Annotated in this window: 15 protein-coding genes; 7 read left to right on the top strand and 8 right to left on the bottom strand. The window is 41.9% G+C overall.

Annotated features, from left to right (window positions below):
• Window positions 1-24: 24 nt before the first annotated feature.
• The 3 genes from L6494_RS06145 to L6494_RS06135 all read right to left on the bottom strand — a co-directional run bounded on the left by L6494_RS06145 (window position 25) and on the right by L6494_RS06135 (window position 3,389).
• On the bottom strand, window positions 25-1,092 hold the full coding sequence (locus tag L6494_RS06145) for a fatty acid desaturase (RefSeq protein ID WP_237992471.1): 1,068 nt from the start codon (window positions 1,090-1,092) through the stop codon (window positions 25-27).
• A 204-nt stretch (window positions 1,093-1,296) separates the two neighbouring features.
• Window positions 1,297-2,349, bottom strand: coding sequence for a fatty acid desaturase (locus tag L6494_RS06140; RefSeq protein WP_237992461.1), 1,053 nt, complete (start codon window positions 2,347-2,349; stop codon window positions 1,297-1,299).
• Between the two features lie 221 nt (window positions 2,350-2,570).
• A complete protein-coding gene (locus tag L6494_RS06135; RefSeq protein WP_237992453.1) occupies window positions 2,571-3,389 on the bottom strand; it encodes an acyl-CoA desaturase in 819 nt (272 codons plus the stop codon).
• A gap of 86 nt (window positions 3,390-3,475) precedes the next feature.
• Between L6494_RS06135 and L6494_RS06130 the strand changes: the two genes are divergently transcribed.
• Window positions 3,476-4,705 carry a methionine gamma-lyase family protein gene (locus L6494_RS06130; RefSeq protein WP_237992451.1) on the top strand — a complete coding sequence of 410 codons (1,230 nt, stop codon included), beginning with the start codon at window positions 3,476-3,478 and terminating at the stop codon, window positions 4,703-4,705.
• Between the two features lie 63 nt (window positions 4,706-4,768).
• Here L6494_RS06130 and L6494_RS06125 read toward each other — a convergent pair whose 3' ends face one another.
• A complete protein-coding gene (locus tag L6494_RS06125; RefSeq protein WP_237995855.1) occupies window positions 4,769-5,146 on the bottom strand; it encodes a GxxExxY protein in 378 nt (125 codons plus the stop codon).
• Window positions 5,147-5,178: 32 nt separating this feature from the next.
• Window positions 5,179-6,378, bottom strand: a complete 1,200-nt coding sequence (locus L6494_RS06120; RefSeq protein ID WP_237992448.1) for a Coenzyme F420 hydrogenase/dehydrogenase, beta subunit C-terminal domain — start codon at window positions 6,376-6,378, stop codon at window positions 5,179-5,181.
• Between the two features lie 237 nt (window positions 6,379-6,615).
• On the opposite strand from L6494_RS06120, the gene L6494_RS06115 reads away from it, so the two are divergent.
• The 5 genes from L6494_RS06115 (at window position 6,616) to L6494_RS06095 (ending at window position 11,430) form a co-directional block, all read left to right on the top strand.
• Complete coding sequence (locus tag L6494_RS06115) at window positions 6,616-6,825, top strand: hypothetical protein (protein ID WP_237992439.1); 210 nt, start codon at window positions 6,616-6,618, stop codon at window positions 6,823-6,825.
• A gap of 25 nt (window positions 6,826-6,850) precedes the next feature.
• Window positions 6,851-7,075, top strand: coding sequence for a hypothetical protein (locus L6494_RS06110; protein ID WP_237992437.1), 225 nt, complete (start codon window positions 6,851-6,853; stop codon window positions 7,073-7,075).
• Between the two features lie 819 nt (window positions 7,076-7,894).
• The gene (locus tag L6494_RS06105; protein WP_237992435.1) at window positions 7,895-9,340 is read left to right on the top strand and encodes a glycoside hydrolase 100 family protein; all 1,446 of its coding nucleotides are present in this window, start codon (window positions 7,895-7,897) and stop codon (window positions 9,338-9,340) included.
• Between the two features lie 260 nt (window positions 9,341-9,600).
• Window positions 9,601-10,950 carry a 16S rRNA (cytosine(967)-C(5))-methyltransferase gene (locus L6494_RS06100; RefSeq protein ID WP_237992432.1) on the top strand — a complete coding sequence of 450 codons (1,350 nt, stop codon included), beginning with the start codon at window positions 9,601-9,603 and terminating at the stop codon, window positions 10,948-10,950.
• A 57-nt stretch (window positions 10,951-11,007) separates the two neighbouring features.
• Window positions 11,008-11,430 (top strand): tellurite resistance TerB family protein, encoded by a 423-nt coding sequence (locus L6494_RS06095; protein ID WP_237992430.1) that lies wholly within the window; start codon window positions 11,008-11,010, stop codon window positions 11,428-11,430.
• Window positions 11,431-11,497: 67 nt separating this feature from the next.
• On the opposite strand, the gene psb35 is transcribed toward L6494_RS06095, so the two are convergent.
• Entirely contained in the window at window positions 11,498-11,725 is a 228-nt protein-coding gene (gene psb35, locus L6494_RS06090) for a photosystem II assembly protein Psb35 (RefSeq protein WP_237992428.1), read from the bottom strand.
• A gap of 301 nt (window positions 11,726-12,026) precedes the next feature.
• Between psb35 and L6494_RS06085 the strand changes: the two genes are divergently transcribed.
• On the top strand, window positions 12,027-12,380 hold the full coding sequence (locus tag L6494_RS06085; protein WP_237992426.1) for a hypothetical protein: 354 nt from the start codon (window positions 12,027-12,029) through the stop codon (window positions 12,378-12,380).
• A gap of 240 nt (window positions 12,381-12,620) precedes the next feature.
• On the opposite strand, the gene L6494_RS06080 is transcribed toward L6494_RS06085, so the two are convergent.
• Together L6494_RS06080 and L6494_RS06075 are read right to left on the bottom strand one after the other, a co-directional pair.
• Window positions 12,621-13,124, bottom strand: coding sequence for an FHA domain-containing protein (locus L6494_RS06080; protein WP_237992424.1), 504 nt, complete (start codon window positions 13,122-13,124; stop codon window positions 12,621-12,623).
• A 391-nt stretch (window positions 13,125-13,515) separates the two neighbouring features.
• On the bottom strand, window positions 13,516-16,041 hold the full coding sequence (locus tag L6494_RS06075) for a heavy metal translocating P-type ATPase (protein WP_237992422.1): 2,526 nt from the start codon (window positions 16,039-16,041) through the stop codon (window positions 13,516-13,518).
• Between the last annotated feature and the right edge of the window lie 179 nt (window positions 16,042-16,220).

The raw sequence follows: 16,220 nt of genomic DNA, 5'->3' as shown, positions 1-16,220 counted from the left end.
CAGATTTCTAATCTGAAGAAAAATTTATTTAGTGTTGGATGTATAGTAAACCTTCCCGCCTGTATCGGGTACAAAATGACAGCTAACGGAAGAACGCCACAAAGACTTCCAAATGGGTTCTTCAGACTTGCGATAATACTCACCCATAATCGGTTTAATCGCTTCCGTCGCTTTCAATAAGTTGTAGTGTGGCATATTCAAAAAGATGTGGTGTGCCACATGAGTACCGATATCGTGGTGAATGTGGTTGAATAAACCATAATTGCGGTCAATGCTGGAAATCGCACCTTTAAGGAACGTCCAATCATCGCCACGATACCAAGGAATATCAGCCTCGGTGTGATGCAGAAATGTCACCAAGTCTAACCAAATTACAAACACAATATAGGGTGCAGCGTAGTATTTCAGCAACCACATCCAACCCCATTGATAGGTGAGGAAGCCCAGTAAACCTACCATCCCAATCCACAGTACGGTGCTAGTAATAACATCCCATTTTTCTGAGGGCTTGAAAAGTGAGCTACTAGGTAAAAAGTGAGAGCCTTCTTTATTAGGAGAACGCTTAAATATATACACTGGATAAGCCAATAAAAATACATAATATCGACCTATCTTTTGCAATAAAGGCATTTCCTTATACTGCGTTTCTGTTACAGGATACCAGCTTTCATCATTATCGATATTGCCAGTATTTTTATGATGGGTTCTGTGACTAATACGCCAACCGTGATAAGGAACTAAGATTGGTGTATGAGACAAATGCCCAATCAAATCATTTAGCCATCTATGCTTAGAAAAAGATTGGTGTCCGCAGTCATGTCCTACTACAAACAAAGCCCAAAACATTGTTCCTTGCATGAGCCAAAATATAGGCCAGAAAAACCAAGAATCAAGGTAATTAGCTACTGCATAAAGTCCACCAATAATCAGAATGTCACGGAAGAAATAAAACAGTGATTTACTGACATTGGGTTGAAAGCATTCTGCGGGAATAGCAGCTTTCAAATCCTGAAGAGTAAAAGGAAGTGAAGTTGTATCCTGAGAGGGTTCACTAAGAGGTGAATTATCGAAGTTAATGCTCGTTGATTGCACTGGATTCTTGGTTTTTTATGTAAAGCGGATTATGTTTGAGGCTAGATTCAAATTCGCCTCGGTGATGTTTGCAATGTAAATGCAAACAAAAAACAATTCTGGCAATTTATTTAGCAATAACTAAGATAGAAAATTGCCAGAATATTTACTAATTTTCAGGATAATCAGCACTCTATATACTAGAATTGCTAATTACCAGAATGTTTATTTTTCTGTGTAATATTCATCAAAAGTTTCATAACCAACATCGGTTACATACAGTTGACATTGGTCAGTAATTTGCTTCATTAACGGCCAAGAAAACTTCAATTCATCATGTAAATAAGAACCCCAGTTTTCTTTGATGCTGCTGTAAGCTAGACGCAAATTATAAGAGGGAATGGCAGTAGAAATATGATGCGGGACGTGGACGTTAATATCGTGACAGAGGAATTCTACCCACCGAGGATAATCACAATGAATAGTACCAAATAACTGTGCCATTGCCTCGTTCCACTTATGCGCTGCCTTGAAAGGAACATCTGCGTAAGTATGGTGAACAATGGTGAAGGTACTCATCCAGAAATGGTAAACCATCCAAGGTATAAACCAGAATTTGATAAATCCCCAAATACCAGTGGTTGCGATGAGAACAGGGAAAACAATTGCGGCAAATATGACAACTACAGCAACCGAAAGTTTAACACTGGCATGGTCTTGAGCTTTGAATTTCCGCCAATCAAAATGTACAACAGCCCAATGTCCAACTGAACCAACCCACCAGAGTTTTTTACGCATAAACAATTTAAAAGCAGATTGGCGAGTTTTATCCCAATTGCTAAAAACTTCTGGTCTGATGGGATGCCAAGCATTATCCTCATCTAACTTGTTGGTATGTTTGTGATGATGATTATGTTTAATCCGCCAGCTATGAAAGGGATATATTAACGGCATCATGAATAGATGTCCCACCAAATCATTTACCCAACGACGTTTGGCAAATGAACGATGTCCACAATCATGACCAACAACAAAAAAGCCTGTTAAAGCAGTTCCTGTAAAAATCCACGCAATTGGTAAAAGAAACCAGGGCGAAATTGTCAAGCTATAGTAGCCCAAACCCACCATCAAAACATTGATGATTGCTTGTGTCCAAGCTTTGCGACGACTTAACTGAAAACATTCCTTTGGCAAAGTTTTGATAATATCTTTAAGCCTTAGTTCGGAATTACCAAGGTCATTACTATTTTCTTGATTCTTGATGATTGATGTAGTCATGAAAACCTGAAAAACGAACAGAATCGTCCACCAAATTACTAAAAAGTAACTTGCCGCAAAGTTTCTTTACATTGGTCGTTCTGGATTATAGCAATCTAAGTTACACAAACACAGCTGTAATTAGATTTTGCATACTATTTCCGAATCGACTAGAATATTTGCCAAAAAAATTATTTAGTCATTAGTTGTGGGTGAAAAACTAATGACTAATCATAAATTACTTATTGTTTTTTGTCTGCAACTTTTACGTTAGTAGCTAGACCAAGCACTTGCAACAATTGAACTGTCATCCAAGTTAAGTCAATTTCCCACCATTCCAAACCGTGACGAGCCGAATATTGGAAAGCGTGGTGGTTATTGTGCCAACCTTCGCCAAACACTAGGACAGCTACCCACCAGCAATTGGTGGAGTTATCACCAGAGTCATGGCTGCGATAGCCAAATTTATGGGTAGCACTGTTTACCAACCAGGTGCAGTGATAAACCCAAACAATGCGAGCGAAAACGCCCCAGACTACGAAAGACCAGCCGCCCAAGTATAGTAGCAATAAACCCAAAGCAATCTGCACAAAAATAAAATATTTCTGTAAAAACTGATAAACTGGGTCTTCGGAAATATCTTTGGTAAACCGAGGAACATCAGCGTGAGAAGGAGAGTGATAAATCAGCCAACCCATATGACTCCACCAAAAACCTTTATTGGAATCATGTGGATCTGGTTCGGTATCGGAATGTAAATGATGAATGCGGTGTGTACCCACCCATTCTATTGGCCCTCCTTGACAAGCGAGAGTTCCGCAAAATACCAAGAAATACTCCAGCCACTTGGGAGTCTGGAAGCTGCGGTGGGTGACAAGGCGGTGAAAGCCTAGGGTAATGCCCAAGCCACCTGTTACCCAGTAAAGGAAGAAAGCCACACCGACTGCTGCCCAGCTAAAGTTACCAGGAACAAAGGCAAACAACGCGCCGATGTGTAGACCAAGAAAAAATAGGGTGTTAACCCAATTGATTTGAGGTTTAGTTGAAGTAGCAATTGTCATGCAGTAACCTGTATTGAAATTGTTCAGCCTAATCTGCGCGAACCCAAAATCCGCATATCTATAGTTTTTTTGTTAACGAGGAAGTAATGAACAGCTTGGAACAGCTGCGGCAAGCAGAACAGGCACTGTTAGAGATTTTTTCTGGAATTGACGCTCAGGTCAAGCATAATCTAAAAAGAGTGCTGGATGCCTTTCGTAATCACCGTGTAGGAGCGCACCATTTTGCAGGTGTAAGTGGCTATGGCCACGATGATTTGGGACGAGAAACTTTAGACAAAGTTTTTGCAGAAGTAATGGGTGCTGAGGCTGCGGCTGTGCGAGTGCAGTTTGTTTCGGGGACTCACGCGATCGCTTGCGCCCTATTTGGTGTACTCCGTCCTGGGGATGAAATGTTAGCAGTGGTGGGTTCTCCCTACGATACGCTTGAAGAAGTCATTGGTTTGCGGGGTCAAGGCCAAGGCTCTCTTATTGAGTTTGGCATAAAATATCGCCAATTGGAGTTAACTTCCCAAGGAAATATAGACTGGGAAGCTTTAAGCACTAGCGTTACTGATAACACTCGTTTAGTGTTAATTCAGCGTTCTTGTGGTTATTCTTGGCGACCAAGTTTATTAATTAGCGATATAGAAAAAATAGTACATCTAGTTAAACAACAAAATCCTAACACCGTTTGTTTTGTCGATAACTGTTATGGGGAATTTATCGACATTCAAGAACCTACCCACGTCGGGGCTGATTTAATGGCGGGGTCATTAATTAAAAATCCCGGTGGTACTATCGTCACGGCTGGGGGTTATGTAGCTGGGCGGGCTGATTTAGTAGAAGCCGCCGCCTGTCGCCTGACTGCCCCTGGGATTGGTAGTTATGGGGGGGCGACCTTTGACCAAAATCGGCTGTTGTTCCAAGGGTTATTTTTATCGCCGCAGATGGTAGGGGAGGCGATGAAAGGGACTTATCTCACTGGTTATGTATTTGACAAGCTGGGTTATCCAGTTCATCCCGCACCCCTTGCGCCCCGTGGGGATGTGATTCAGGCGATTAAATTGGGTTCGGCGAAAAAGCTGATTGCCTTCTGTAAGGCGATACAACAAAATTCTCCCGTGGGTTCTTATCTAGACCCTATTCCTGATGCTATGCCGGGGTATGAGAGCCAGGTAGTGATGGCTGGGGGGACATTTATTGAGGGGAGTACGTTGGAATTTTCGGCGGATGGGCCTTTGCGTGAGCCTTATGTGGTGTATTGCCAAGGGGGGACTCACTGGACTCATGTGGCGATCGCTCTTGAGGCGGCGATCGACGCGGTGGGGATGGTTTAGGATTGTTTCGCGCAAAGGCGCAAAGGCACAAAGAGATTTTTGCGTCTTGCGCGAAGATTGATTTTACAAGTTATTTACAAGTCGGGTGATGCCGTCTTTAATCAGTTCTTCACCGAAGTTAATTAGCAAGCCAAGGCGTTTGTCTGTTAGGCGAAGGTATGTCAACAGTTGCTTTTTGTGTACTGGATGTATTGCTTCTAAAGACTTGATTTCAATGATTACTTTATCTTCAACAATCAGGTCTGCCCGAAAGCCTTCTTCCAAGCGTACAGTTTCGTAAATAACAGGAATAGTCTGTTGCCTAACCACCCACAATCCACGCTTCTCTAACTCATAAGCTAGAACGGACTCATAAACAGATTCAAACAAACCTGGTCCTAACCTTGTATGAACCTTATACGCAGCATCAACAACCTGCTTTGCAATCTCATTCTCTGTCATGTTTTTGCGTCTTTGCGCCTTTGCACGAAACATCAATCCGGTAACTTATACTGCCCAACGATCCGCTTGGCAAACTCCGGCACATGATCCTCCAACTTCTCTGGATAATTCCGCTTCACAAACAAATAATTCCGTGTAAAGTGCGAATCCATCGAGAACCGGGCATACTCCAAACCTTTAGGGCCAATTTTATCAATCACCACACCCATCAGTTTTGCTACCCACATCGGTAACGTCACACCCTTGTCATAGGCAGGAATCCCCTGCTGTACTGCCTCTTTCCGATTCCCTTCAGACATCACAGGCTGAGTGTCTAACTGGTCTTGCACTAAGTCCAGCATTTCTTTCCCTGTATCATTTCTCACTAAAATCCACTGCCAGCCGAAGGGCGCGCCCATATAACCCACAACTAAATCCGCTAGGGAGTTGACGTAATCAAAGCAACTCATGCAAGATGGGGCAAAGATATCTTTGAGTTGGTTAGTTTTTAAGCCAAAGAAGGGGACTTTTTCAATTGAGCCGTCTTCATGCTTAAAGTGAATGCGGAAGTCTTGCATGAATTCGTAATGTACTACTGTCTCAGGCGATCGGCTGGTGGTTTCTAAGAATTTTTGCAGTCCGGCGCGGGTAACGTTGTCTACGCAAGGTGTACCTAGGACATATAGCTTTTCTAGTCCTAATTTTTTTTCTACAGCACGTAAGGCTTGAATTTGGCAACCAACGCCAATTACTAACAGTCGTTTCATCCCTGATTGTTCTACCTGTTCCAATATGGAAAGGTTGGGGGAAAGTGTAGGTTTATTTACCCGCGCTGCTAGGATTTCTTCTGGTGTGCGGGCAATTACGGGCATGGGTTGAAAGCGGTCTTCTTTGGTGTTCTGCACACAGACAACGCCTTCCACTAGGCCGCGATTCAGCATTTCGATAGCTATGCTGCTAACAATACCTGTCCATTGTGCGCCTTCGATGGGCTGCTGTTTCCGCGCCGCTATCATGTCTTGATGCACACCAAAGTAGAGTTCATCGGGGTTATCGAGATTCCGAGAACGGGTGTGTGTTTGTGCTTCTAGGGTGTCTATCTGTTGGGTGATAAACGCACAGGCTTCCTTGACATAGTGGATATAGTATGTGTCGCACAGTCCGCACTCGCTGCATAGTTCTTTCGCAGGGCGACGGCTGGTAGGTTTTAGGGCTTTGGCTTTTCTATGCTGGTTAGATTCAACAGAAGTCATATAAATGTTTGTTTTATCAAGGCATCGCTTTTATTACCATACCTTCAGACGTTATAAACTTGGCGATAGAGATTGAAAAAGTAATAGGAAGGATTTTTTCTGGCTAAGGTAATTTATTAGTATTTTGACTTTTGCCTCATAGAAAGTTAATTAAAGATTAAGTAAAATCACAAATGTGTCCATAAAAAGTATTTTGTTATTTTTGTTTTAGATTCATTCACTTAAAGCAAAAAAGTAATGACTAAAAATAGTAAAGAAGATGATCTAAAGGAAGCTTCAGGATTTGCAGTAGGTGGAGCGGCAGCAGGTGCAGGCGTTACTGCAATGCTTGGGAATATGGGGCTGGCAGGAGCATTTGGGGGTATTGCAATTGGTGCTGCCCCAGTAATAGCAGCAGGTGCTGTAGTTGGATTAGCCGCTTATGGTGTAAAGAGATTATTTGATTAATAGATACAAGTGAGGAAACGAATAAATGCTAAATTCTGAAGATTCAACAACAATGGGTGCTATTGTAGCTGCCTCATCAGCAGCAGCTAGTTTAGGTTCAATCACAGTAGCTACAGTAACTTCTACTGCACCTGGAATACTGGGTGTCTTAGGGTTTACAACGACAACGGTTGTTGCTCTACCAGCAGTAGGAATTGTAGCTACTGCTGGACTAGCCGCTTATGGAGTAAAAAAGGTATTTTTTGACTAAGTTTTCAAGACTAAGAAGCCAAACAAAAAAAATTAGATGCGAAAACCCTTCCGTAATACTGCGGAAGGGTTTTCACTATTTCAGCAAATTCCGTATTTTAAACTAATTAAGCTAAAGGTGATTGCACTTCCTTGCTATGCTATGTCTTTGAAAGCTATGGAGAAAACTCATAAACATGATCGCAAACAAGTCTCTCCAGTTCTATAACCCCATGCTTGCTTGACGGTTGATGATTTATTTGTGATATCAGTCCAGTAATCACACTAGTTTATATTCCAGTAGTGTAAAATATAATCCTTTAAAGGTATTGACAATCTTTAAATTTGTAATTATTCATATTGCAAATTTTTAAAAAAAGTTATAAATTATTAATTTGTAGGGGAAAAATAATCTTAATCACTAGATCCTCATTAAGTAAAGATAACTAGCAGTCATAGAAACTTTACTTCATCTAAACCTTAAACAGTTTGAGAGATATGTTTTTGTTTGGTAAAGGCAAGCTCTGCTCACACAAAAGAGCTATGGATAAGCTAAAAATATATCTTGTCTGACTGTCTTTATTAATCTTTTTATTACTTGGGTATGGAATCACAGCTAGCTGTAGATTACCACAAGAATAACTGATAATAAAGTGAATTAATTGTTCATTACGCATTATACAAAATAGTAACAGCTTGAGATAATCAGCTTGGGCTGTTGATGTGGGAGAATTTTTGCTATGGTAAAACATTCTCTCTCTTATGCTGATCAAGAGTAAAAAAACCCAGAAATAAAGCGCATCTACCAAAAATTTACACCCACAATGGAGTTAGTCTGGCGATGCAGAAAATCAATGAATTACTAACAGATGAAAATATAGAAGCATCAGCTTGGGAAGCACTAGAAAAATCAATTTTATATTATAAAGGTCGCCCTGTCGGGACTGTAGCAGCCTATGATGTTTCTGTAGAGGCTCTAAATTACGACCAATGTTTTGTTCGGGATTTTGTTTCTTCAGCTTTGATTTTTTTGATCAAAGGTAGAACAGAGATTGTCCGCAACTTTTTAGAAGAAACTTTAAAGTTACAACCTAAAGAAAGACAATTAGATGCTTATAAGCCAGGTAGGGGTTTGATACCAGCGAGTTTTAAAGTAGTATCAGAGCATGGTGAAGAGTATTTAGAAGCAGATTTTGGTGAACACGCGATCGCTAGAGTCACACCAGTAGATTCTTGTTTATGGTGGATCATTTTGTTGCATTCTTATGTAGTAGCAACAAAAGATTTTTCTTTAGCCTATAAACCTGAATTCCAAACAGGTATTAGGTTAATCATGGAAATCTGTCTGGCTAATCGCTTTGATATGTATCCTACGCTGTTAGTTCCCGATGGTGCTTGCATGATTGACCGCCGCATGGGTATCTATGGACACCCTCTGGAACTGCAAGTCCTATTTTATGCGGCGTTGCGTGCGGCGCGGGAGATGCTAATTTGTCAAGGTAATCAAGACGTTGTAGAAGCAATTGATAATCGTTTACCGCTTTTGTGCGCCCATATTCGCCAACATTATTGGATTGATTTGAATCGCCTCAATGCTATTTATCGCTTTAAAAGTGAAGAATATGGTAAAACAGCAGTCAATCTTTTTAACATCTATGTAGACTCTATTCCTTATTATGAATTAGATAAATGGCTACCAAAAAAAGGTGGTTATTTAGCAGGTAATGTTGGTCCATCACAGTTAGATACTCGCTTCTTTGCACTGGGTAACTTGATGGCGATTATTTCTGACTTGGCGACAGAAGAACAAGCTCAATCAATTATGAATCTTGTAGAAGAAAGATGGGAAGATTTAGTGGGAGATATGCCCATGAAAATCTGCTACCCAGCTTTAGAAAATGAAGAGTACAGAACTGTTACAGGATGCGACCCTAAGAATATACCTTGGTCATATCATAATGCAGGTAGCTGGCCTGTTTTGATGTGGATGTTAACAGCAGCCTCTATAAAAACGAATAAACCTTATTTAGCAACTAAGGCGATTGAAATTGCCCAAACACGATTGTTTGAAGATGAATGGCCAGAATATTATGATGGCAAGAAAGGACGATTGATTGGGAAGCAATCTAGAAAATATCAAACCTGGACGATTGCTGGGTTCTTATTGGCAAAGGAACTAATTAAAGACCCATCTTATTTATCGTTAGTGAGTTTTGATAAATTGCCGTCAGAATTAGTTTCGCGCGCCTGTGAATTAGAAATCAGCAGTGTAGAACCATATCGATAATATTGTTTTTTGCTCTATTAGTCTAAATCATTCCTGAAAGGCAATAACCCCGGTTTTTTTAAGAAATCGGGGTTTTTTATTCTTATTTGTAGATAAAATAGCATCTTGCACGCATTAAAAATTAGAATTAGGTAATATCAATACAAAAAAGAATAATTCAGTATTTACCCAATATGTAAACGAAAACCTAATTTTTGTGTAATGGTAATTTATTTCATCGGGGTTGTTAATTTTGAATTTTGAATTCGGAGTGTAGGGACGTGACTGATTCCCGTCAAGTAGCTTTTTTAACTCTACGAGATGTTCATAAAGGGGCTTATGCTGATGTTGCATTAGATAGGGTGCTACGAAAAGTTAACCTGTCTGATATTGACCGCCGTTTGGTGACAGAATTAGTATATGGCAGCGTTAGAAGACAACGTACTCTTGACTCTCTGATTGACCAACTCGCCAAAAAGAAATCTCATCAACAGCCAAGCGACCTCCGCAGTATTTTACATTTAGGCTTTTATCAACTGCGTTATCAAGAACGTATCCCTGTGTCTGCGGCTGTCAATACTACAGTCCAACTGGCTAAAGATAATGGTTTGGCTGGACTTACAGGTTTTGTTAATGGTTTGTTACGTCAATACGTTCGTTTAGCGGAAAAATTACCAGACCCTTTAGAGTTACCAGACAACCCAGTAGAACGGTTAGGGATTCTACACAGTTTTCCTGATTGGATAATCCAAGTCTGGTTAGAACAATTGGGTGTAGAGGAGACGGAAAGACTCTGTGAGTGGATGAACCAAACACCTACCATTGATTTAAGAATTAATCCTCTGCGGACTTCGATTGAGGAAGTAGAGACAGCGTTAACATCGGCGGGGATTTTAGCTAGACGAATACCTTATTTACCCCAAGCTTTAAGATTAATTGGGAATAGTGGGGCGATTCAAAATCTCCCTGGATTTAATGAAGGTTGGTGGGTTGTCCAGGATGCTAGCGCGCAGTTGGTAAGTCATATAATTGACCCCCAACCTGGGGAAATGATCATTGATGCTTGTGCTGCACCTGGGGGGAAAACAACCCACATGGCTGAGTTAATGCAGGATGAAGGAAAAATCTTGGCTAGCGATCGCACTGCCTCCCGGTTGCGTAAACTTAAAGACAATGCCCAACGCCTGGGTTTACACTCAATTGAAATTTACACTGGCGACAGCCGGAATTTACCACAGTTTGATCATACCGCCGACCGAGTTTTATTAGATGCGCCTTGCTCTGGTTTAGGCACTATGCACCGTCATGCTGATGCGCGTTGGCGACAAACCCCCGCGTCTGTAACTGAACTCTCGACACTGCAAAAGGAACTATTATCCCAGACATCAAAATTAGTTAAACCCTGTGGGGTGCTAGTTTACGCTACTTGTACCTTACACCCAGCCGAAAATGAAGGTGTGATTACAGAATTTTTAAGAGAGCATTCCGATTGGCAAATTGAACCTTTAAGCCTTGATTCACCTTATTCTACCTATGGCACACCCCAAGGTTGGTTAAAACTCTGGCCTCATCGTCAAGACATGGATGGGTTTTTCATGGTGCGCTTAAGAAAAACCAACGATTCGGGGTGAATACGATCAAGGATTGTACGATTTGATGAAAGCCTGAATCTCCCAGAGGAGGCAGCAATGATAACTGATGCCAATGTCAAAAATTTAGTTAAAATTCTGATTGGAGCTGCATGGATCGACGGCAGAATTCAACCAGAAGAAAGGCAATATCTACGTGAAATAGCTCAGGCCAAGGGTTTGGCTACAGATCCAGAGATTAAACCGTGGTTGTATGAATTAGTTCCTGTACAACCCAATGAATGTTACACATGGGTGAAAGAATACTTAGGCGATCGCCCCAGCAGTGAAGACTGCGAAAATCTGATTGAAGCCATCAGTGGTTTAATTTACAGTGATGGTGAGGTAGCGATCGAGGAAGCAAGACTCTTGACAAAATTGCAAGAGTTAACCCACATGAATGAATCTAATCATTCAGCGCATACTGCACTGCTCAAAAAAATCCAAAAGCTTTACCGTCGTTGGGTTGAAGTTCAGAACTAACTTTAGTCAAAAGTCTTTAGCTTAGACTTGATTGACTCATGACTAATGACTAATGATTATTGACTAATTATGACTTCGGTTCACCCAGACCCGGAGTTTCTTCTTTTTCAATTTTAGGCACAAAATCAGGACGATCCTTGCTTTCCCAACCAGCAGGACGCTTAGAGTTGTACCAAGCAATAGAACCAATGGAGACAGCAGCAATAAAGCCCACTACATAGACTAATGTAAAAGCTAGAGGAAAATGAGAGCCACCTGTGGCGACTGAATTTGCTGTTTGCATGAATAATGGCATATATACGTTCCTAGTTTACGCAACACTTCTTAATTACAGTATAGAAACAGAGTATCATTTACATCTACTATCAGTGGGAAATATCTGATATCACATGGGAGATATGAGGATCATCCCCAAGTATGACGCGATCGCCGTCGTATCTAATACTTGTTTCCAGAATATTTGCCACAGGTCACAGGTCAAAAAGCTGATAAAATAGTATTTTCAGGGATTTTTGTTTAAGGAATCTATAAGCACTTGCCGTTTAGTCACTTCAGTATTATAGGATGGACGGAGTGTTACCAGGTGTGGGGCTATTATGGCTCGCTATACATGTTCATTTATTATTGCTGTTCATATTGACGATCTTCAGCCATTAGTTGTAGACCTATTACAGAACTGTGATTTGGAAATTCAATACTACACACCCGATTACGTTATGGCACGTGAGATTCCTGGGAATGTTTCAGTTTCCCAATTAGTCAAAGTGGAAGTGCTGATTGATAAATCAACGGCTACAGAGACAGAAAGCCGAATGAGTATTGTCATTAAAAATGAGGAATTACCACTCCGCATTAATAATCGCTGCCGACAAATGTTTGATTTTATTAGGCAAGAAATTGAGGGAAATCGTTATTGGCATTTAATAGAAAGTCTGGTGGGTTCATACTGAATTTAAGGGCATGGGACAGAAAAAAGTCAAAAAATTCGTTTCTTTGACCAAAGAAAAAAAGCATACAATCCCCTAAATTTATTTATGGAGAATAAAAAATTCAAACAAGATTAATTCAAGCCCCCGGATTTATCTGTGGGGTATTTAATTTTGAATTTTGAATTTTGAATTTTGAATTCGGAGCAAAGCGACGTGACCTTTTTACTTTCTTGTCTCCCCCCTATCCCCTACTCCCTATTTTCAAATTTCCTCTATGTCATCAGTCATACCGGGATTAATGAGTGTAATGTCATACTCACTAGCATCGGTTTGTCCACAACGCGGAGTATTTTTCAACAGATAATAAATGGCACGTATTTTAGGGCCAAAGACAATTTCATCTTCATTTTTTAAATCGTAGGCTGTCATTTTGCGCCCGTTAATCATGAAACCATTAGCACTAGGTTTGCCTTGACCATCACCATCTACGATGCGGTAATAATAGCTTTGAGTGTTATTCTGTCTTGGCATTCTCACCAATGTAGCATGGCGACGAGAGACGAATTGAGATACTAAACGGATATTAGACTCGCGGTCTCTACCAAGAGAGTAGACAGGATTTTCTAAAATAAATTCTTTCCGACCCTGATCATCTTCCAGAATTAGTAGATGACTTTCACTTGTTTCTACTGCTGTTGATAAATCGTTACCAAAATCGTTGCAATTTTGATTAATTCTAAATTTTTGAGTATTATTGCCTGCCATTCTCGCCCACTACAGTCTGATGTCTGATGTTTGATGTTGTGCAGCATTACAGAATAGCGTTTCTCGCTTGTGTGCAATACACTCTGCTAGAGGCTAGTAACGCTGCGCGGAAGTCAAAAGTCAAACATCAAAAGTCAAAAGACCTGTATTTTAAAGCTTTGAACTATTGAGAATGGTATCTTTATTTCCGCCGTGTTGTACTAGAGTAGTGTATTTTCTGCCAATGACAACCGCTATATTTACAGACACAAAGTAGAACCGATTTGTTCTACTTTGTAAACTACCGTCACGCCTCAAGGAGTGACAGTATATTTCATGAGATGCTGAACTTGTACCTATCAATTTAGTTTAACCTGAGATGGGAGAAACTACATTGATGCTGTAATGTTACCTAATGATGAGCTAACCGACGTAATAATACGGAGTTAGTCACTACACTGACTGAGCTAAAGGCCATGAGTGCCGCCGCACCGGAAGGGCTGAGGACAAAACCCCAATTTGGTAATAGAACACCTGCTGCGAGAGGAATACCAATGGTATTGTAGGCAAAAGCCCAGAATAAATTCTGGCGAATTTTGTTGAAGGTGGCACGACTGAGGCAAATTGCTTGGACAACATCACTCAAGCGATCGCGCATCAAGACTATTTGGGCTGTTTCCATTGCGACATCTGTGCCAGAGTGTAAGGCAATGCCGACATCGGCTTGGGATAATGCGGGTGCATCATTGATTCCATCGCCAATCATGGCAACGTGATGTGCAGATTGGGTTTGTAGTTCTTGAATGACGGCGGCTTTTTTGCTGGGAGGAATGCCAGCTAGGACATCGGTGTGATCTATACCCAACTTTTGGGCGATCGCACTAGCAGCTTCTGGGCGATCGCCACTTAAAAGCATCACCCGCAAACCCATCTGGCGCAATTGTTCTACTGTGGTGTGAGCATCTTCTCTGAGGGTATCTTGCACACCAATCACACCCGCCAAAATCCCCGCAACGGCAACACCGACAACGGTTTTACCCTCTGTTGCTAGCTCTTTAGCTGACTGTTGTGCTGTCTCATCAATCACAACACCATGCCAACTCAACCATTCCCAGTTTCCTAACAGTACCGTTTCACCATTCACCACCGCCGATACACCCAATCCTGCTTCAGTGTGGAAGTCTACAGCATCTGGAATCGCTAACTGTAGACGCTTGGCTTCCTGCTGAATGGCTTTAGCCAAAGGATGATAAGTGCCACTTTCCACGGCGGCTGCAAGTTGTATTAAGTCATGGGACATAGGACATTGGGTATTATTTTCCTCAATCTCCCTTGTTTCCAATCCCTGGCAGCTTTCTAATTTTGAATTTTGACCCTTCACTTCGTTCGAGGGCATGATTTTGAATTTTGAATTGATCTGTCCCCAGTCCCCAACCACCAAACAATCAGTAACTTGCGGATGACCTGTGGTGAGTGTGCCTGTTTTATCAAAGACCACGGTGTTGAGTTTGTGGACTTTTTCTAAAACGTCGCCACCTTTGATTAATAGACCCTGTTCTGCACCGATACCTGTACCAACTAAGATGGCTGTGGGTGTGGCGAGTCCTAAAGCGCAGGGACAGGCGACGACCATGACAGCGATCGCTAGTTTTAAACTAATTAGAAGTGGAGCGTGTTGAGTGCTGATTGCTTGGTGCTGAGTTGTGTGTGCGGCGTGACTCATGATTTCTATGCCACCGGTAGTAGTGACATCAGGCCAAATATGAGTGCCGAAAACATACCAAAAGACAAATGTCAAGGCTGAGGCTGTTAATACCCCATAGGTAAAGTAACCCGCTACGGTGTCGGCTAATTTCTGGACGGGGGCTTTGCGGGTTTGGGCTGCTTCTACTAAGGCGACAATGTGGGCTAAGGTAGTGTCAGCACCTGTACGGGTGGCTTGGATAGCGATCGCGCCTGATTGGTTGATAGTGCCTGCGGCGACTGTATCTCCCGGTTGTTTAATCACCGGCACTGCTTCCCCAGTCAGCATGGACTCATTGATTGTTGTCTGGCCAAAACGGACTTCCCCATCCACAGGAATTTTATCCCCTGGCAAAACTTGCACCCATTCCCCAACTTTTACTTGTTCGGCGGGAATTTCGATGGTATTGCTTCCCAGTCCTATCTTTTCTGTGTCTGGGTTAGGAATCAATCGCGCTATTTGTGGTTGAAGTGCTAGCAGTTTCCTAAATGCGGCGGCGGCTTTACCCCTGGCTTGTTGTTCTAATGTCCTACCTAACAGGATAAAGCCCAGCATCATCACTGGTTCGTCAAAGAAACACTCCCAACCGAGTTGAGGAAAAAATAATGCTACAACGCTGGCTGTATACGCGGTGAGAGTTCCCAAGCCAACTAAGGTATTCATGTTGGGTGCATTACGCCGCCAACCTAGCCACCCATCTATTAAAATCGGGCGACCAGGAATTAATAGTGCTAAGGTTGCTAAACCATAATGAAACCAGATGTTATCCAAGACAGGTAAGATTTGGCTGCCGAGATTGCCCAAATGTCCTATACCTGAAAACAACAATAGCACCGCCGCGATCGCCAACTGTTGCCACGCAGTACGCATTTGTCGGCGTTGTCGTTCTGTGGGGTCTGCTGATGTTGATTTGCCTGCTACTTTGTCGCTAGTTTTCCGGGGTTGAGTGGGGAATCCGGCTGCTGTCAATTTCTGGGCTAATAGTTCTGGGTCTACTGCACCAGTTTCTGACTCTACAACGGCTACCTCTGTAGCCAGATTCACACAAGCACTCTGAACTCCTGGATATTGGGTGAGCTGTCGTTCTACTGCACTCACACAACCAGCACACATCATACCCCCAACATCTAACAGAATTTTTTCTCTAGTCGGGGTCGGTTCTAGGTCAAGCTGAGTTTTCGGGACAAGTTGCATGGCAGGTTTTTAGATTCGCTATGAGAATTCTGGCGTTTGCATAAAAGCACCTCTAATTTGAGGGTAGCGAAATCTGGAACTAAGACTCAATTGTAAATAGATTAAATTTACCAAGCCTCGTTGGGGCGGGTGTAGGGGTATAGGGGTGTAGGGGGAAGAAAGAGCAGCCAACCTAACCC

Source organism: Nostoc sp. UHCC 0870 (assembly GCF_022063185.1).
Taxonomy (GTDB): Bacteria; Cyanobacteriota; Cyanobacteriia; order Cyanobacteriales; family Nostocaceae; genus Trichormus.
This window is presented reverse-complemented; position numbering and strand designations above follow the sequence as displayed.